We start from the raw sequence: 17,404 nt of genomic DNA, 5'->3' as shown, positions 1-17,404 counted from the left end.
GCATGACCTCAGGATTTGATGCGCGCAAGGTCGCCAATGCCGGCGGGCCCGTTACCGTTGCCAACGTGCCTGCGGGCATGGAGCCGCTGATCCTGGCGGAGCTTGCCCGCACGGGCGCGCCCGTTGCGTTCATCATGTCCGACGGACAACGTCTTGCGGATTTCGAGCAGATGCTCGGTTTCATCGCGCCGGATATCCCTGTCCTGACGCTGCCTTCCTGGGACTGCCTTCCCTATGACCGCGTCTCGCCGAGCGCCGACAACTCCGCCAGGCGGCTTGCTGCCCTTTCTGGCCTCATCGCCCATGCGAAGAAGCCGCATCCCGCGATCGTGCTGACGACTGCCAACGCGATGCTGCAGAAGGTGGCGCCACGAGACGTAATCGAAAGCCTCGCCTTTTCCGCCCGTCCCGGCAATCAGCTGAAGATGGACGACATCGCCGCCCGCCTGGAGCGCAACGGTTTCGATCGCGTGCCGACCGTGCGGGAGGTCGGGGAATATGCTGTTCGCGGCGGCATTCTCGACGTCTTCGTTCCGGGGCAGGAAGAGCCCGTTCGCCTCGATTTCTTCGGCGACACGCTGGAGAGCATCCGAACCTTCGATCCGGCCAGCCAGCGCACGACGGGGCAGGCACGCTCGCTGGACCTCAACCCCATGAGCGAAGTGTCGCTGACGCCGGACACGATTTCCCGGTTCCGCACGCGCTATCTTTCGATGTTCGGCGCAGCGACCCGCGACGACGCGCTCTATGCCGCTGTTTCCGAGGGACGGCGATATGCGGGTCTCGAACACTGGCTGCCGCTCTTCTATGAGAAGCTCGAGACGGTCTTCGATTATCTTCCCGGCTTCCGCATCGTGACGGATCATACGCTGCGTGAGTCGGCGGAGGAGCGTTCTAACCTCGTTCATGACTACTTCGAGGCGCGGCGCCAGTCGGGCGAACACCAGAAGAAGGGGCAAATGGCGCAGGGCGCGCCCTACAAGCCGGTTTCGCCCGGGGAGCTCTATCTATCGCCGAATGACTTCAACGCGGTACTGGAGAGCCTGTCGGCGATCCGCCTGTCGCCTTTCAACGAGATGGATGCCAGCGGGCGGCGGGTCATTTCCGTCGATGCGAGCACCGGTCCGCGCTGGGCAAAGGCACAGGCCGAGAATGCCGACGGAGAGCGGGCCAACGTCTTCGATCTGGCGGTGAAGCACATTGCAGAGCGCCGCGCCAAGGGTCGAAAGGTCCTGATAACGGGCTGGACGGAAGGTTCGCTCGATCGACTGCTGCAGGTTCTGAACGAGCATGGTCTGGAGAAGATCAAGCCCGTGAAGTCGCTCTCCGATCTCGATCGGCTGGCCAAGGGGGAGGCGGCGTCCGCCGTCCTCAGCCTCGAGGGCGGCTTCGAGACGGGTGACCTTTCGATCATTGGCGAGCAGGACATTCTGGGCGACCGCATGGTGCGCCGCTCCAAACGCCGCAAGCGCGGAGCGGATTTCATCGCTGAGGTCGCCGGTCTGGACGAGGGCTCGCTCGTCGTGCACGCGCAGCACGGCATCGGCAAGTTCATCGGCCTCAGAACCATCGAGGCCGCCGGCGCTCCGCATGCCTGCCTCGAACTGGTCTATGCCGACGAAGCCAAGCTCTTCCTGCCCGTCGAAAACATCGACCTCCTGTCACGCTACGGTTCCGAAGGAAACGAGGCGGTGCTGGACAAGCTGGGCGGTGGCGCCTGGCAGATGCGCAAGGCCAAGCTCAAGAAGCGCCTGCTCGACATGGCCGGCCAGCTGATCGCCGTTGCGGCCGCCCGCATGGTGCGCAAGGCCCCGGTTCTAGCCGCTCCCGACGGCCTTTACGACGAATTCGCCGCCCGCTTCCCCTATGACGAGACCGAAGACCAGCTCAACGCCATCGAATCGGTACGCGACGACCTGACGCTCGGACGCCCGATGGACCGCCTGGTGTGCGGCGACGTCGGCTTCGGCAAGACGGAAGTGGCGCTGCGCGCGGCCTTCCTGGCGGCGATGAACGGGGTGCAGGTGGCCGTCGTGGTGCCAACCACGCTTCTGGCCCGCCAGCACTTCAAGACGTTCTTCCAGCGCTTCCGCGGCCTGCCCATCCGGGTGGCGCAGGCGTCGCGGCTGGTCACCGCCAAGGAGCTTGCACAAACCAAGAAGGACCTGGCCGAAGGCAAGGTCGATATTGTCGTCGGCACCCACGCACTGCTGGGCTCGGGCATCCAGTTCGCCAATCTCGGTCTCCTGATCATCGACGAGGAGCAGCATTTCGGTGTGAAGCACAAGGAGCGGCTGAAGGAGCTGAAGAGCGACGTGCATGTGCTGACGCTTTCGGCAACGCCGATCCCCCGCACGTTGCAGCTTGCGATGACAGGTGTTCGCGAACTTTCGCTGATCACCACGCCGCCCGTGGACCGCATGGCGGTGCGAACCTTTATCTCGCCCTTCGATCCACTCGTCATCCGCGAGACGCTGATGCGCGAGCACTACCGCGGCGGGCAGAGCTTCTATGTCTGCCCCCGGCTTGCCGATCTCGAGGATATCCAGGCTTTCCTGCAATCCGACGTGCCGGAACTGAAGGTGGCGGTCGCTCACGGCCAGATGCCGGCGGGCGAACTCGAAGACGTGATGAACGCCTTCTATGACGGGCGTTACGACGTGCTGCTCTCGACGACCATCGTCGAATCCGGTCTGGACGTTCCGACCGCCAATACGCTGATCGTGCACCGGGCGGACATGTTCGGCCTGGCCCAGCTTTACCAGCTGCGCGGGCGTGTGGGCCGCTCGAAGATCCGTGCCTTCGCGCTTTTCACGCTGCCGGTCAACAAGGTGCTGACGGCAACCGCCGAAAGGCGCCTCAAGGTTCTTCAGTCGCTCGATACGCTGGGCGCCGGGTTCCAACTTGCGAGCCACGACCTCGACATCCGCGGGGCGGGCAATCTGCTGGGCGAGGAGCAGTCCGGTCATATCAAGGAAGTTGGCTTCGAGCTCTACCAGCAGATGCTGGAAGAGGCGGTAGCCGAGGTCAAGGGTGACGAGGACGTGCAGGACAGCGGCTGGTCGCCGCAGATTTCCGTTGGCGCGACCGTCATGATTCCCGAGGATTACGTGCCGGACCTCCATCTGCGCATGGGCCTCTACCGTCGCCTGGGCGAAATCAGCGATCTCAAGGAAATCGATGGTTTCGGGGCGGAAATGATCGACCGTTTCGGTCCGCTGCCGATCGAGGTTCAGCACCTGCTGAAGGTGGTCTACATCAAGTCGCTCTGCCGCACCGCGAATGTGGAAAAGCTGGAAGCCGGGCCGAAGGGCGTCGTCATCCAGTTCCGCAACAAGGAATTCCCGAATCCGGCGGCGCTCGTCGGCTATATCGGCAAGCAGGGATCGATGGCCAAGATCCGGCCGGATCACTCGATCTTCCTGTCCCGCGACCTGCCGACGCCGGAAAAGCGTCTTTCCGGCGCGGCCGTCGTCATGACCCAGCTTGCAGGCCTTGTGAACGGCTAGCCTCTCTTGGGTGTTAGCCGCCTCGCATAGTCGAACGTATGGGGCTCCCTCATGCGCCGCGCCATTCCGGCGGGCGACGATCCTGCCATGCGGCCAATCCCTCCCGGAGATCGTGGGTTGGCACCATCCGGGCAAACTGTGCGGCCTCTACCGCGAGACCTTCCGCGATGCTCTGGTTCAATCCGCGCGTGACTGCGGTCATGACGGTGGCGATCGCCAGCGACGAGCTGCGCAGGATGCGGCGGGCGAGATGGAGGCAGTGATCGATCAGCTCCGTATCCGGAACGACCGCGTTGATCAGCCCCAGCTCGAGCGCCCTCTCGGGTGAGAACGGCTCTCCGGTCAGGAGCAGCTCCATGGCGCGCTTGCGGCCCGCCAACCGGGGAAGCCGCTGCGTGCCGCCGAAGGTCGGTGGCATGCCGAGCAGGATTTCGGGTTTTGCAAAGAGGGCCGAGCGCGCGGCAACCGACAGCGGCGCGGCCTCGGTGATTTCGCAGCCACCGCCATAGGCAAGTCCGTTGACGGCGACGACGAGGGGCTTTGGATAGGCCTCGATTCTGGCGGTCAGGCGTTGTCCCCGGGACAGGAATTTCTGCAACGCCTCTTCCGGACCGCGGGCGACGCTTCCGGCGAACTCCGGAATGTCACCGCCGGCGGAAAAGGCACGCCCTGCACCCGTGAGAATTACGGCGCGCAGCTCCGGTGCGGTCTCGATACGGTCCAGAAGCGAGAGCAGCTCGTCGATCAGAGCGTAGGAGAGGGCATTGAGCTTGTCAGGGCGATTGAGGGTCAGAAGCGCGACATCGCCGCGACTTTCGAAGAGAACGAGATTGGCCATCGGGTTTCCTTTCGTGGAAAGTGAACCACCCGATGCTGCATCGCCTTGCCACTTGAGTATACTCACTACCCGGTATACCTTACCCTCCATGAAGGCCATTCCCGATACAAGAACCCGCATCATTTCCGCCGCTGCCGACCTCTTCTACGGGGACGGCATCAGGGCCGTCAGCATGGACGCCGTTGCCGAAAGGGCGGGCGTGACCAAGCGCACGCTCTATTACCATTTCGACAGCAAGGACGAACTCGTCGGCGCCTATCTGGAAGAGCGCGACCAACCGAATCTGGAGCGTTTCCGCCGCTGGTTCGAAAGGGCGGAGGGGGATATCGGAGACAGGGTGATGGCCGTATTCGCCGGGCTCGCGCGCGCCGCTGCGAACCGGAAATGGAACGGATGCGGCTTCCTGAGAACATCCGCTGAATTGGCGAACATGCCGGGCCATCCTGCACTGCGCGCGGCACGGGCGCACAAGAAGCGCGTCGAAGCCTGGTTTTCGGAGGAGTGCCAAAAGGCTGGCTGTGGGGAGCCGGAGGCGCTGGGCAAGACACTGATGCTGCTGATGGACGGTGGCTTCGCGACCGTTCTGATGCACCGCGACCCCGCATACTTCGTCGCAGCGGGACAAACAGCCGCCCATCTCGTCCGCCAGGCGGCAGGACTGGAAGCGGGAACCGCCATCGCGGCGGCTCCCTAGACCGTTCGCAATCAGTTGGCCGCGGCGCGGGCTTCTTTCTTCATGCGGGCAATGTCGCGCAGCGCACCTGCCAGCACGTCAGGCGTCTGCGCACCGGAGATGGCATATTGCTGGTCGAAGATCATGAAGGGAACGCCCGATACACCCATCTGCTGCGCCGCCGAAATCTCGGACCGGATCACGTCCCGGTCGGCATCGGATTGCAGCAGACGCTCGATCACCGTGCGGTTCAGCCCCGCCTTCTCGGCGATATCGAGAAGCACCGCGTGATCGCCAACGTTCCGGCCTTCTTCGAAGTTTGCCTTGAAAAGCAGGTCCACGACGCGGTTCTGCATCTCGCGGCCTTCCGAATGGGCCCATAGCAGCAGCCGGTGCGCATCCATCGTGTTCGGGCCGATGGTGATGGCGTCGAAATTGAAATTGATGCCGACTTCCTTGCCGAACTGGGTCAGCATCCCATGGGCGCGGTCGACATTTTCCTGCCCGCCGAGCTTTGCGGCAAGGGCCTTCTTCTGGTCCACGCCCTCCGGCGGATAATCGGGGTTGAGCTGGTATGGCCGCCAGTTGATTTCCACGCCCACCGTGTCCTGCACCTCGGCGATGGCGAGATCGAGCCGCGCCTTTCCGAGATAGCACCAGGGGCAGACGACGTCCGACACGATGTCGATGGTGATGTTTTCCATGAAGGGGTCCTCTCTGCGGCCATGCGTGGCCTTTCGCGCGACAGATCCCCCTTGGGTAGTCCGCCGTCAAATCAAATCGGTGTCATGCGATCCTGCCGGACCGCATGACATGATGCCTTACTGGGCGCGCTTGTCCCACCAGGTGGAAAGCTGCACGCCATAGAGCGGAAGCTTGTCCGGGTGGCCGATGGTGGCCCTGTGTGCCACGCGCTGCAGCGGCGAGAAGTAGAGTGGCACAAGATAATGGCCGGAAAGAAGCAGCCGGTCGAAGGCGCGCACCGCCGTCTGGAATTCCTCCGGCGACCGCGCCTTCAGGATGGCATCGATGATCCGGTCGATATCGGGATCGGCGGCGCCGGCAAAGGCGTCGCTGCCGGGCCGGTCGCGGGCAACCGAACTCCAGCGGCCAGCCTGCTCGACACCCGGCGAGAGCGACGAGACGAAGCCCTTGAGGATCATGTCGTAATCGAAGCTGCTGGTGCGGCTCTGATACTGGCTGTCATCCACCGTCCGGATGCTGGCGTTGATGCCGATCGCCTTCAGCGAGCGCTGAAAGGCAATCGCGAGTTTCTCCTGATCGGCGTTCTGGGTCATGATCTCGAAGGCGAGCGGCTTGCCGGCCGGATCGACCATCTGCGCCCCCTTGATCGCGTAGCCCGCCCCCTTCATCAGGTCGACGGCCTGGCGAAGGAGCTTTCTATCGCGGCCCGAGGCGTCCGAGACAGGCAGCTTGTAGGTGCCGTCCAGGATGGCAGGCTCGATCTTGGAAACCGCCGGGCCAAGCAGGGCCTTTTCCGCATCGCTGGCGGGAACGCCGTAGCTCGAGAAGGCGGAGTTCTGCCAGAAGCTCTGGGTCCGCTCGTAGGAGTTTTCGAAGAGGTTCTTGTTGGCCCACTCGAAATCGAAGGCGAGGCTGAGCGCCTGCCGCACCTTGGCGTTGGCAAAGACGGGGCGGCGGGTGTTGAAGACGAAGCCGAACATGCCGGAGGGCAGGGCGGGCTTGAACTCCGCCTTGATGACGTCGCCGGAGGAAACGGCGGGGAAGTCATAGGCGCGTGCCCAATGGGTCGGGCTGCCCTCCGAATAGATGTCGACATCCCCCTTCTTGAAGGCCTCGAACAGGGCCGTGTCCTGAAGGAAATACTGAACCGTGATCTGGTCGTAGTTGTCGAAGCCGATCTTGGAGGGAAGATCCTTTGCCCAGTAGTTCGGGTCCCGCTCGTAGGTGATCGAGGTGCCGGGATTGACGGACTTGATCTTGTAGGGCCCGGAACCGACCGGCGGCGTCAGCGAGGACTGATCGAACGTCTCGACCTTCGTCGCATGCTTCGGGAGGACGGGGGACAGGCCGATCAGGAGGGGCGTCTCGCGGTCCGCCTTTTCGTTGAAGGTGAAGCGGACGCTGTTGTCGCCGACCTTCTCCAGCTTCGCAACGCCGTCCAGGCGCTTGGAGAAGGGCGTGCGGCCCTTGTCGCGCAGCAGTTCGAAGGAGAAGATCACGTCCTCGGGTGTCACCGGCTGGCCATCGGACCATTTCGCCTTGGGGTTTATGTTGAACTGGATGAAGCTGCGGGCGTCGTCCCATTCCACCGTTTCGGCAAGCAGGCCATAGAGGGCGAAGTTCTCGTCGCGGGAGCGCTGCATGAGCGATTCGAAGACGAGGTTTCCATATTCCGGATCCCACATCCCGCGCGCGGTCGTGCGCATGCTCTTGAGGATGAAGGGGTTCAGGCTGTCGAACGTGCCGACGACGCCGTAAGCGATCTTCCCGCCCTTCTTCACCTCGGTGTTGACGTAAGGGAAGGCCTTGTAATCCCGCGGCAGCTGGGCGGCGCCGTGCATGGCGATGCCATGCAGCGGTTCGGCAATGGCAAAGGTTGAAAAAAGCAATAGAAACAGGGAAATGAAAAGGCGCGTCATGGTCTCCGACCCGTTATCAATCAAGGATGATTCGGCGGGAATCGTACCATGGGCGTTTCAAATCCAACACGCCCGCCGGGAAATGTGCGGCGGGTGTGCGGCTTTGGTCAAAGAAAGACTGGATATCCCGCCGAGGCCGATGTAACAGGAGCCCGAAACAGCAGGGTCATTCAATTGCCTCATTTGCCCCACAGGTGGTCTGGCAAGGCCCATATCGGCTGGAACGGGCGCTTGCCCGAGACCGCCGCGACGCTGGCGACAGGTTTTCAGGAGACGGACATCGTTATGATCTTCAAGGCAAACAGAACCCTCAAGACGGCTCTTTCTGCGCTGGCAGTGGCAACTGCGGCTGCGTCTGCACCGTCCTTCGCACTCGCCCAGAGCGCCCAGCCGGCAGCCGGCGGCGAACCGCTCGGCTGGTACAAGACCTGCGCCAAGCAGGAAGACAACGATATCTGCGCCGTCCAGAACATCCAGCGTGCCAACAACGGCCAGATGATCACTGCCGTTGGCCTCATCTCGGTGACCGGCAAGGTCAACCGGAAGATCATGCAGGTCTCGGTTCCGTCTGCGCGCCTCATTCCCCCGGGCATCGTCATGCAGATCGACGGTGGCAAGGGCAACAAGCTCGACTACGTCGTGTGCCTTCCGGACCGCTGCACCGCCGAGGTTCCGCTGACCGACGGCATGCTCTCGTCCATCCGCAAGGGCAACGAGATGGTTCTCACCTCGATGAACTTCCGCCGCCAGCCGAACCCGATCAAGATTTCGCTGCAGGGCTTCTCCGGCGTCTATGACGGCGAGCCGATTTCCGAATCGAAGCTTGCCGAAACACAGCGCTCGCTGGAAGAAGGCCTGCAGAAGAAGGCCGAGGAAGCGCGCAAGAAGCTCGAGGAAGCCCAGAAGAAGGCAACCCAGGCTCAGTAATCCCGGGCCATACGGCCCATGCAAAAGCCCGGCGCAAGCCGGGCTTTTTTGTTTTCTAACCTTGGAAGGCGTCAGTGCGCCGTGGTGAACTTCGGCTTGTAGTGGCCGAGCTGGCCGTCGAAGATCTGCGAGACGGTGGGGTTGCGCAGCGGCTCGCCGCTATCGTCGTGGACCAGGTTCTGCTCCGACACATAGGCGATGTACTCGTTCTGGTCGTTCTCGGCGAGCAGGTGGTAGAAGGGCTGGTCCTTGCTCGGCCGCACTTCCGCGGGAATGGAGTTCCACCATTCCTCGGTGTTTGCAAATTCCGGATCTACATCGAAGATGACGCCACGGAATGGAAATACCCGGTGGCGCACGACTTCACCTATTCTGAACTTGGCTATTCGTTGTTTCATGGGCGGTTTCCTTTCAGTGACAATGTGGTGACATGCGAATTGAACATCAAGGGTTATGGCCACCGAACCACTTGATTTTCGTCTGTTTTCCAGCGCTTCTGGAGGCGGGATCGCGTGCGGCGCACTGTGGATGAAGCGGACTATTTCTCCTGGGTTGTCCGCTGTGTCACGTTTTCGCCGTGAAGTTTGAAAAGAGCCAAGGTTTCGGTAATTTGCGGCCGGAAGCCCAAGGAAGGGCATGCCGGGTCTGCGTGAGGGGGAAGAGCGTGACCAGTCAGTGGGGCAGGGACGGAGGTGGCCCTCCGGGCCGGGGCGGTAGCGCAGCCGGCATCATCGTCACGGGCGTGCTTGCGCTCGCGGTCGGGCTCGGCGCCGGTTATGGCGTCGCGCGCTTCGTGTCCTCGGAGGAGCCGGCGCAAGCGCCGGCATCGCCGCCCGCCATCCCTGCCACGCGGGACGGCTCGCTGTACAAGCTCTACCAGGAAACCCTGCGTCAGCGCGAAGCGGCAATGAGAGAGACCGGCGAGCTTCGCCTCAAGCTCGTCGAACTTCAAAACCATTCCGGCACGCTGGAAGCGGAGCTCAGAGCCCTGAAGGACGCCAGCGGTGCTGCCCCCAAGCCGGATGCGGCTGCCGAGACCCTTGCACGCTCGCAGCGCCAGAGGATCGAACAGCTCGAGGGCGAGATGTTCGACACGAGGCGTGTCCTCGATGAAACCCGGGCGGCCCTTGCCAAGGCCACCCGGCAGCGAGAGCAGGCCATGAAGGAGGCCGGCGATCTCAAGGTCCGCCTGACCCAGCTGCAATCGGAGGCAAGCGAACTCGAGACCCGTAACCAGGATCTGGCGCTCCACGCCCGGCAGGCTGCAGACAAGCTGACCGCCTCGGAAGCAGAAGCCGCCGCGGCCACAAGGGAGCGGGACCGCCTGAAGGGCGAGCTGGCTGCCGTGAAAGCCGAACGGGACGCGCTCAAGGCTGCGCAGCAGCAGGCGCCGCAGGGGGAAAGTGAGGCAAGCGACGAAACCGATGCACCAAAACCGCAGGTGCCGGATCAGTCCGCCGCACCGCGCGACCGACAGGCAGTGGCCGATGCCATTGCCCGTGCACCCGGCCTGAAAAGCCTGGATTTCGCCGAGCGGCAAAAGCTGGCCGACAATCTGGAGAAGGGGGCTTGCGTGACCGATGCTCTGGAGGACATCTTTGTGCGTGTCCCGGTGCTGACCCTGCGCAGCCTCATCCGGGATCTCGACAGTCCGTGCTGACAGGAAACCCGATGACGCAACGCCCGCTTCTCATTGCCGCCGCACTTCTTGCGCTTGTTCTGCCCGCCCGCGCGGCAGACGTGGAGCGCAATATCATGACCGGGGGGCCGAAGGGCACCTATATCCAGATCGGCCGCGACATCGCGCGCCTGTCGGAGACCTGCGGGAAGCCGCTGAACGTCGTCGAGAGCGCAGGCTCGCTCGAAAACTTCGCCGCGGTGCGCAACCGGCGCAACACCCAGTTCGGCATCGTGCAGAGCGACGTGCTCGATTACCTGAAGACATTCGAATCGGAGGACAAGGAGCTGCAGAAGGCGGTGCGCGGCGTGCGCATCATGTTTCCGCTCTACAACGAGGAAGTCCATGTTCTCGCCCGGACGGAGATCGGGTCTCTGAAGGACCTTGCGGGCAAGCGCTTTGCCATCGGCAAGAAGGACAGCGGGACATTTCTCACCGCTTCGCTGATGCTCGACATCCTGCAGGTAAAGGGCGGCGAAAGGGTTGCGATCAACCCGGATGAGGCGCTGCCCAAGCTGCTTTCCGGCGAGCTCGATGCTCTCTTCTATGTGGCGGGAGCGCCCGCATCCCTGTTCGCATCGGCCGGGATCGACGGACAGAAGTTCCATCTGGTGCCCGTCCGGGAGGAGCCGCTTCTCGCAAGCTACATTCCGGCACGCATCGAGGCCGGCACCTATCCCTTCCAGAAGGAAGGGGTGGATGCGGTAGCCGTGAAGGCGGTGCTCATGACATTCGAATACGACGCGAAGGGCAAGGCCTATCAGCGCCAGAGCTGCACGGCCGTCGCCGATGTTTCGAGCCTCATTCTCACGCATCTGGACCAGCTGACCCAATCGGGGCATCCGAAGTGGAAGCAGGTGGACCTGACCGCGCTGCCGCCCGGCTGGAAGGTCGGAGCCTGCGTGAAGGCAGGCATGCAGCCGGACTACGATCCGCAGTGCAAGGGCGCGGCGACCTCCGGGGGCGAGGGCGAGAACGACGACTACCTCAAGCTTCTCAAGCAGCGCCTGAAGCAACCCTGAGGAATGCGCTTTACCGCGAAACCAAGTCACGCCTAATTCAGCATTGACTCATGTTATCCCGCTGATAACCTGTCCTTCAGGATGCGGACGAAAATCCGTGTCCCGGGGCTTAGAAAACCTCGCGTTAGAAGCGGTCGTGCCTTGAAGGGCACGTCCCGATCCCTTTAGCTTTCCAGCCTAGCGGCCGGGAGGCCCCGGTCATGTCCAGAACTTCGGTTTAAAAGCCGGGGCGGCCGTTCTAACGCGGTTTTTCTAGCTCCCGGTCGCCGGTGGGTCCCCTAGGGACCTCCGGTGACTCCACTCGCGCGAGGGAGCTTTGCCGCCAATGGAGATCAGCCAGCTTTATCTGTCGTCGCCGGACTGGATCAAGGCACTCATAGTGATCCTGCCCCATGCAACGCTCTATGGATTGGCGCGCCTTGTGCTGCATCGCGAACGGTCAGTACGGCAATCCCTGAGCATACCGGCATCAGCGCCGCTGCCGATCTTCACCCCTCCGCCGGTTCAACGGGATTTCCTGGATATCGACACGACCATGTCTGGGCGGTGAGCAAACCGCATGCTTGCCGCGCAACAAAAAACCGGCCTGTCGAAACAGGCCGGTGCTTGGGAGGCGGCCTTCCGTGGAAGGCCGCAAGCCGCTACCCTGGTCGATCAGACCGAGTAGTACATGTCGAATTCGACCGGATGCGGGGTCATTTCGAAGCGCATGACTTCGGCCATCTTCAGCTCGATGAAGGAGTCGATCTGGTCGTCGTCGAATACGCCGCCGGCGGTCAGGAACTTGCGGTCCTTGTCCAGCGATTCCAGGGCTTCGCGCAGCGAGCCGCACACGGTCGGGATCTTCTTGAGTTCCTTCGGCGGCAGGTCGTAGAGGTCCTTGTCCATGGCCTTGCCGGGATGGATCTTGTTCTTGATGCCGTCGAGGCCAGCCATCAGCATGGCGGCGAAGGCGAGGTAGGGGTTGGCGGTCGGGTCCGGGAAGCGGATTTCGACGCGCTTTGCCTTCGGGTTGGTGCCGAACGGAATGCGGCAGGAGGCCGAACGGTTGCGGGCGGAGTAAGCCAGCAGAACCGGTGCTTCATAGCCCGGGACCAGACGCTTGTAGGAGTTGGTCGAGGGGTTGGTGAAGGCGTTCAGCGCCTTGGCATGCTTGATGATGCCGCCGATGAAGTACAGGCAGCTTTCCGAGAGGCCGGCATATTCGTCACCGGCGAAGGTCGGCTTGCCGTCCTTCCAGATCGACATGTGCACGTGCATGCCCGAGCCGTTGTCGCCGAAGATCGGCTTCGGCATGAAGGTTGCCGTCTTGCCGTAGGCATTGGCGACCTGGTGCACGACATACTTGTAGATCTGCATCTTGTCGGCGTTGCGCACGAGCGCATCGAACTTCACGCCGAGCTCGTGCTGGGCGGCAGCCACTTCGTGGTGGTGCTTTTCAACGACGACGCCCATGTCGGCCAGAACCGTCAGCATCTCGGAGCGCATGTCCTGCAGGCTGTCGATCGGCGGAACCGGGAAGTAGCCGCCCTTGACGCGCGGACGGTGGCCGAGGTTGCCGGTCTCGTAGTCGGTGTCGTCGTTGGACGGCAGCTCGGAGGAGTCCAGCTTGAAGCCGGTGTTGTAGGGGTCGGCCTTGTACTTCACGTCGTCGAAGACGAAGAATTCGGCTTCCGGGCCTACGAAAATGGTGTCGCCGATGCCGGATGCCTTCAGGTAGGCTTCGGCCTTCTTGGCGGTGCCGCGCGGATCGCGGTTATAGGCTTCGCCGGAAACCGGGTCCAGAATGTCGCAGAAGATGACCATGGTGGACTGGGCGAAGAACGGGTCCATGTGAACCGTGTCCAGGTCGGGCATCAGCACCATGTCGGATTCGTTGATCGCCTTCCAGCCGCCGATGGACGAACCGTCGAACATGACGCCATCGGCGAACATGTCTTCGTCCACGCAGGCGATGTCCATGGTGACATGCTGCAGCTTGCCCTTGGGATCCGTGAAGCGCAGGTCAACGAACTTGACGTCGTTTTCTTTGATTTGCTTCAGAACGTCTTTTGCAGTCGTCATTTGACGTTTTCCTTGAGAGTTAAATAACGAAAGGGAGCCGGAGCCGCGAACGGCTCAGGCGGGATCAGATTGCGTCTGTGCCCGTTTCACCGGTGCGGATTCGGATGACCTCTTCCACATTCGACACGAAGATCTTGCCATCCCCGATGCGTCCGGTTTGCGCCGCCTTGCGGATCGCGTCAATCACTGCTTCCGCGTTTTCGTCGGCAACAACGACTTCAACTTTCACCTTGGGGAGGAAATCGACCACGTATTCAGCGCCACGGTACAGCTCCGTGTGCCCCTTCTGGCGGCCGAAGCCCTTGGCCTCCGTTACCGTGATGCCCTGCAGACCAACTTCCTGAAGGGCTTCCTTGACCTCGTCGAGCTTGAACGGCTTGATGATGGCTTCGATCTTTTTCATGAGAAAATGTCTCTCCGCGTTCCGGTTAAAGCAGGCTTGGAACCCGCTCGCCATTAACTAATGCACACCGCGTGCCAAACTTCATTTCGGTTCCCATTTTTCCGCGATTTTTTTCGCGAAAGGCAGTTTGCCGCAAAATGGCGGTTTTGTAAGCCGGCCATTCGGCAAAATTCGCCTTGGACGACGAGACGGAAAGTCGCGGGATCCATCTGTCGCGGAAGGTAAGGCGGGCACTGCTCAAAAACTATGCATTTGCCTGTTTTTCGGGCAATGATCATCCGCGGGGACGGGTTGCATTGGCCGGGATTTGGTTTCAAATGCACCTATGGCCGATGCATTCACGACGCTTCTTCTCACGCCCGAAGAAATGGGACGCGCCGACAAGGCGGCGGCTCTTTCCGGGATCGACAGTTATGGACTGATGGAGCGGGCCGGGCAGGCTGTGGCTGCCGCGGCGTTGCGGCTCTATCCGGAAGCGAAGCGCTTCGTCGTTCTGTGCGGGCCCGGGAACAACGGCGGGGATGGCTATGTAGCCGCCAGAGCCCTGGCGCAGGCGGGTGCCGAAACGACGATCCACGCCCTGGCAGACACGGCAGGGCTGAAGGGGGATGCGGCGGAAGCCCACCGCCGGTGCGCCCTCCCTGTCGCGCCGCTTTCCGCCTGGCGTCCGGCTGTGGGGGATGTGGTCATCGATGCCGTTTTCGGGGCGGGACTTGCGCGGGATGTGCCGCCGGACCTTGCCCGCGTCATAAGGGAGGTCGGAGAGCGGGAACTGCCGGTTGTGGCTGTCGACTTGCCATCCGGCCTGGATGGCCTGACGGGCCAGATACGCGGGGCAGCCTTCATGGCAAGCCACACCGTGACCTTCATGACGGCGAAGCCCGGACATGCGCTTCTGCCCGGTCGACAGCTGTGCGGTCCGGTGGAGATTTTCGATATCGGCATACCGCACCGGATCGTCAACTCCGTGGCCGGGCGCCTCCGCGTGAACCGGCCGGGCCTGTGGACGCTTCCCGATACGGACGCCTCCAGCCACAAGTTCCGTCGGGGTCATCTGGCGGTTTTCGCGGGAGGGCCGTCTGCCACCGGTGCGGCGCGTCTTTCCGCGTCTGCCGGCCTGCGCGCAGGGGCGGGGCTGGTGACAGTCGGCGCGACCCCGGAGGCCGTACCCGCTCTGGCGGCCCATCTGACCGCAGTGATGATCCGGGAGATCGGCGATCCGCACGTGCTCGCCGACTGGATCGCCGACCCGCGGCTGACGGCATTCGTGCTCGGCCCCGGCTTCGGAACCGGCAAGCGGGCGCGCGATTATGTGGAACTGCTGGCAGGACGGCCGCTTGTGCTGGATGCGGATGGAATCACGAGCTTCCGGGACAATCCGGACCAGTTGTTCTCGCTCTACGAGGATGCATCGCTGCCGACGCTGGTCATGACCCCCCATGAGGGGGAGTTCGCAAGGCTGTTTCCCGACATTGCCGGCGATGCGGAGGCCGGCAAGGTGGAAAAGGCGTGCAGAGCCGCCGCCCGGGCCCGCGCCGTCATTGTCTACAAGGGTGCCGATACGGTGATTGCAGCCCCGGACGGGCGCGCCTTCATCAATGACAATGCACCGCCCGACCTCGCCACTGCGGGATCCGGCGATGTCCTCGCAGGAATCATCGGCGGCCTGCTGGCACAGGGCATGCCCGCCTTCGAGGCCGCCGCCGCCGGGGTGTGGCTGCATGGCGAAGCGGGAAAGCGGGCAGGGGCGGCATTGACCGCGGAAGACCTGCCGGAAGCCCTTCACCACGTCTTGCGGCAAATGGCGGTTCGCGAGGAGCAGCCTTCCCTCTAGAGCAGGCGGCTCTGGCGAAGCATGCCTGCGCTTTCGAGCACCGGATAGGCGATAGAAACCGCCAGCGAGTTGATTTCCTTCAGATCGCGGATGGTATCGATGTGAATGGAGCTGGAATCATAGCTCGCCACATTGCCGTCGCGCAGGCGCTGAAGGTGCTTTTCCTCGCTCAGCCGAACCAGATTGCGGACGGCTTCCTTCTGGGCCACCAGCTGCCTTGCCTGCTCCACATCCGGGTTGACCAGCAGGTTGAAGGCCATGCGGACATTGCGCACCACCTCGTCATGCATTTCACGCAGCTCCTTCCAGCCCTCGGCCGAGAACTGAATGTTGCGGGCATGCTTCTTGCGAGCGCGGATCAGCATGTTCTGGGAAATGATGTCTGCCGTCTGCTCGAGCTTGATGGTGGCGCCAAGAAGGTCCTGGCACTGGGCTGCCGACTTCGGGTCGAGTGCCGTCTGGGAAATGCGCGCCAGATAGAACTTGATGTCCCGGTGCAGCCGGTCGACCTCGTCGTCAAGGGCTTCGATCCGGGCCATGCCCTTCTCGTCGGCCCTTTCGAACACCTCGGGAATGCGAGTCAGCATCACCTCGATCTTGTCGCAGACGGCCATGACCTCGCGGGTAGCGTTGTTGATGGCCTGGCGCGGATTGGCGAGATCGGCCGGGCTCAGGGCGGAGATGCGGTCATCCTGATTGGCAGCTTCAGTGGCCGGCGGCTTGCGCAGCCATGTTTCCAGTCCCCGCGCCACCAGATGGCAGACGGGAAGCCCGAGAATGATCACTGCCAGATTGATGGCCATGTGGATCAGCACCACCGCATCACCCGGGCGGGAGGCGAAGACATCGGGAGAGACCCTGAAGACGAGCTGCAGCACCAGCGCAAGCAGCGTCCCCACGCCCCGGATCGCTACATTCCCCAGGGGCACGATGCGGGCGGCGGATTCGTCGCCGCGTGTCAGCATGGCGCCGATGACAGCACCGCCGAAATTCACGCCCAGCACCAGCGGGATCAAAAGCTCGGGCGTCAGCAGGTGACGGTCCGCAAGCGACGCGAAGAGCAGAATGGAGGCGACGCTGGAATGGAAGGCCCAGGCCAGAAGCGCCGCCAGAAGGAAAGCCGTGATCCAGTCCTTCGAGAGATAGTTGATGACGATCGGCAGCAGCTCGCTGTGTTTCAGCGGATCGGAAGCCTCGCCGATGAGGCGGAGCGACAGCAGCAGCAATCCGAGACCGAAGAAGATCCTCCCGAGCTGCCGCCAGTCGCGCTTCTCGCTGGCGCGGAAGCAGAGCGTACCGAGAAGCATGAGCACGGGAACGAGCAGGGACAGGTCGTGCCGCAGCAGGCGAACGACGAAGGCCGAGCCGAAATCCGCCCCCAGCAGCGTCGCCACCCCGATGGTCGTCGAGACATATCCGGCCGAAACGAAGCCCGACACGATGAGAGCCACCGCCGTTGCACTCTGAAGGCCGATGGCCATGAAGAAACCGGCAATGGCCGCCGTGAAGCGGTTGCCGATCGCAAGCCGCAGCTTGTCGCGCAGCAGGTTACCATAGGCGCGCTCCACGCCGGTGCGGACCATCCGGGTGGCCCAGAGAAGCAGGGCCACGGCACCTGCAAGGTTGATGAAGACGATTGAACCGGTCATGGACATGCCCCGAATGTGATGGCCGCGGAGCGCCCGCGCATTTGCGAAAACACAATCGCGCGACACTCTTCTTTTCACGAGGGCCTTGCGGTGAGTCTTGCGCCGCAAAGTACCTCATTCACGACATTGTCACAATTTACTAACCGAAACGTGCGTAGGCGGCTAATAAAAAACGGGACTCAC

The 17,404-nt window shown here is 62.7% G+C and carries 14 protein-coding genes; 7 read left to right on the top strand and 7 right to left on the bottom strand.

Annotated features, from left to right (window positions below):
- The first annotated feature begins 2 nt into the window (after positions 1-2).
- Entirely contained in the window at positions 3-3,509 is a 3,507-nt protein-coding gene (gene mfd, locus GGR23_RS09850) for a transcription-repair coupling factor (protein ID WP_183366104.1), read from the top strand.
- A gap of 49 nt (positions 3,510-3,558) precedes the next feature.
- Here the strand turns inward: mfd and GGR23_RS09845 are convergent, their stop codons facing one another.
- Entirely contained in the window at positions 3,559-4,347 is a 789-nt protein-coding gene (locus tag GGR23_RS09845; RefSeq protein ID WP_183366103.1) for a crotonase/enoyl-CoA hydratase family protein, read from the bottom strand.
- Positions 4,348-4,435: 88 nt separating this feature from the next.
- Here GGR23_RS09845 and GGR23_RS09840 point away from each other — a divergent pair, with 88 nt between their 5' ends.
- A complete protein-coding gene (locus GGR23_RS09840) occupies positions 4,436-5,041 on the top strand; it encodes a TetR/AcrR family transcriptional regulator (RefSeq protein ID WP_183366102.1) in 606 nt (201 codons plus the stop codon).
- A gap of 11 nt (positions 5,042-5,052) precedes the next feature.
- Here the strand turns inward: GGR23_RS09840 and GGR23_RS09835 are convergent, their stop codons facing one another.
- Positions 5,053-5,724, bottom strand: coding sequence for a DsbA family oxidoreductase (locus tag GGR23_RS09835; protein ID WP_183366101.1), 672 nt, complete (start codon positions 5,722-5,724; stop codon positions 5,053-5,055).
- A gap of 117 nt (positions 5,725-5,841) precedes the next feature.
- Positions 5,842-7,644 (bottom strand): extracellular solute-binding protein, encoded by a 1,803-nt coding sequence (locus GGR23_RS09830; RefSeq protein ID WP_183366100.1) that lies wholly within the window; start codon positions 7,642-7,644, stop codon positions 5,842-5,844.
- A gap of 285 nt (positions 7,645-7,929) precedes the next feature.
- Here GGR23_RS09830 and GGR23_RS09825 point away from each other — a divergent pair, with 285 nt between their 5' ends.
- Positions 7,930-8,571 carry an invasion associated locus B family protein gene (locus GGR23_RS09825; protein WP_183366378.1) on the top strand — a complete coding sequence of 214 codons (642 nt, stop codon included), beginning with the start codon at positions 7,930-7,932 and terminating at the stop codon, positions 8,569-8,571.
- A 71-nt stretch (positions 8,572-8,642) separates the two neighbouring features.
- Here the strand turns inward: GGR23_RS09825 and hspQ are convergent, their stop codons facing one another.
- Positions 8,643-8,969: a heat shock protein HspQ gene (gene hspQ / locus GGR23_RS09820; RefSeq protein WP_183366099.1), complete on the bottom strand. Its 327-nt coding sequence runs from the start codon at positions 8,967-8,969 to the stop codon at positions 8,643-8,645.
- Positions 8,970-9,235: 266 nt separating this feature from the next.
- Here hspQ and GGR23_RS09815 point away from each other — a divergent pair, with 266 nt between their 5' ends.
- The 3 genes from GGR23_RS09815 to GGR23_RS09805 all read left to right on the top strand — a co-directional run bounded on the left by GGR23_RS09815 (position 9,236) and on the right by GGR23_RS09805 (position 11,821).
- Positions 9,236-10,231, top strand: coding sequence for a coiled-coil domain-containing protein (locus GGR23_RS09815; RefSeq protein WP_183366098.1), 996 nt, complete (start codon positions 9,236-9,238; stop codon positions 10,229-10,231).
- Positions 10,232-10,242: 11 nt separating this feature from the next.
- Positions 10,243-11,271 carry a TAXI family TRAP transporter solute-binding subunit gene (locus tag GGR23_RS09810; protein ID WP_183366097.1) on the top strand — a complete coding sequence of 343 codons (1,029 nt, stop codon included), beginning with the start codon at positions 10,243-10,245 and terminating at the stop codon, positions 11,269-11,271.
- Between the two features lie 325 nt (positions 11,272-11,596).
- Positions 11,597-11,821, top strand: coding sequence for a hypothetical protein (locus GGR23_RS09805; RefSeq protein ID WP_183366096.1), 225 nt, complete (start codon positions 11,597-11,599; stop codon positions 11,819-11,821).
- A gap of 104 nt (positions 11,822-11,925) precedes the next feature.
- Here the strand turns inward: GGR23_RS09805 and glnA are convergent, their stop codons facing one another.
- Together glnA and GGR23_RS09795 are read right to left on the bottom strand one after the other, a co-directional pair.
- Positions 11,926-13,335: a type I glutamate--ammonia ligase gene (gene glnA, locus GGR23_RS09800; RefSeq protein ID WP_183366095.1), complete on the bottom strand. Its 1,410-nt coding sequence runs from the start codon at positions 13,333-13,335 to the stop codon at positions 11,926-11,928.
- A 64-nt stretch (positions 13,336-13,399) separates the two neighbouring features.
- Positions 13,400-13,738 (bottom strand): P-II family nitrogen regulator, encoded by a 339-nt coding sequence (locus GGR23_RS09795; protein ID WP_183366094.1) that lies wholly within the window; start codon positions 13,736-13,738, stop codon positions 13,400-13,402.
- A gap of 325 nt (positions 13,739-14,063) precedes the next feature.
- On the opposite strand from GGR23_RS09795, the gene GGR23_RS09790 reads away from it, so the two are divergent.
- Complete coding sequence (locus GGR23_RS09790) at positions 14,064-15,572, top strand: NAD(P)H-hydrate dehydratase (protein ID WP_183366093.1); 1,509 nt, start codon at positions 14,064-14,066, stop codon at positions 15,570-15,572.
- Here GGR23_RS09790 and GGR23_RS09785 read toward each other — a convergent pair.
- The gene (locus GGR23_RS09785) at positions 15,569-17,221 is read right to left on the bottom strand and encodes a Na/Pi cotransporter family protein (protein ID WP_183366092.1); all 1,653 of its coding nucleotides are present in this window, start codon (positions 17,219-17,221) and stop codon (positions 15,569-15,571) included. The two genes, GGR23_RS09790 and GGR23_RS09785, sit on opposite strands and share 4 nt — an antisense overlap.
- Positions 17,222-17,404: the final 183 nt, after the last annotated feature.

This window comes from Gellertiella hungarica, from assembly GCF_014197145.1.
In the GTDB taxonomy this organism is placed as follows: Bacteria; Pseudomonadota; Alphaproteobacteria; order Rhizobiales; family Rhizobiaceae; genus Gellertiella; species Gellertiella hungarica.
Note: the sequence above shows the minus strand (reverse complement) of the source record. Positions and strands in the feature narration are given on the sequence as shown.

What these genes read in the sequence shown, in the direction of transcription:
- GGR23_RS09785 (WP_183366092.1), bottom strand. Translation starts at nt 17,221, where the DNA reads ATGACCGGTTCAATCGTCTTCATCAACCTTGCAGGTGCCGTGGCCCTG.
- GGR23_RS09810 (WP_183366097.1), top strand. Translation starts at nt 10,243, where the DNA reads ATGACGCAACGCCCGCTTCTCATTGCCGCCGCACTTCTTGCGCTTGTT.
- GGR23_RS09790 (WP_183366093.1), top strand. Translation starts at nt 14,064, where the DNA reads ATGGCCGATGCATTCACGACGCTTCTTCTCACGCCCGAAGAAATGGGA.
- GGR23_RS09840 (WP_183366102.1), top strand. Translation starts at nt 4,436, where the DNA reads ATGAAGGCCATTCCCGATACAAGAACCCGCATCATTTCCGCCGCTGCC.
- hspQ (WP_183366099.1), bottom strand. Translation starts at nt 8,969, where the DNA reads ATGAAACAACGAATAGCCAAGTTCAGAATAGGTGAAGTCGTGCGCCAC.
- GGR23_RS09835 (WP_183366101.1), bottom strand. Translation starts at nt 5,724, where the DNA reads ATGGAAAACATCACCATCGACATCGTGTCGGACGTCGTCTGCCCCTGG.
- GGR23_RS09795 (WP_183366094.1), bottom strand. Translation starts at nt 13,738, where the DNA reads ATGAAAAAGATCGAAGCCATCATCAAGCCGTTCAAGCTCGACGAGGTC.
- GGR23_RS09805 (WP_183366096.1), top strand. Translation starts at nt 11,597, where the DNA reads ATGGAGATCAGCCAGCTTTATCTGTCGTCGCCGGACTGGATCAAGGCA.
- GGR23_RS09845 (WP_183366103.1), bottom strand. Translation starts at nt 4,347, where the DNA reads ATGGCCAATCTCGTTCTCTTCGAAAGTCGCGGCGATGTCGCGCTTCTG.
- mfd (WP_183366104.1), top strand. Translation starts at nt 3, where the DNA reads ATGACCTCAGGATTTGATGCGCGCAAGGTCGCCAATGCCGGCGGGCCC.
- glnA (WP_183366095.1), bottom strand. Translation starts at nt 13,335, where the DNA reads ATGACGACTGCAAAAGACGTTCTGAAGCAAATCAAAGAAAACGACGTC.
- GGR23_RS09830 (WP_183366100.1), bottom strand. Translation starts at nt 7,644, where the DNA reads ATGACGCGCCTTTTCATTTCCCTGTTTCTATTGCTTTTTTCAACCTTT.
- GGR23_RS09825 (WP_183366378.1), top strand. Translation starts at nt 7,930, where the DNA reads ATGATCTTCAAGGCAAACAGAACCCTCAAGACGGCTCTTTCTGCGCTG.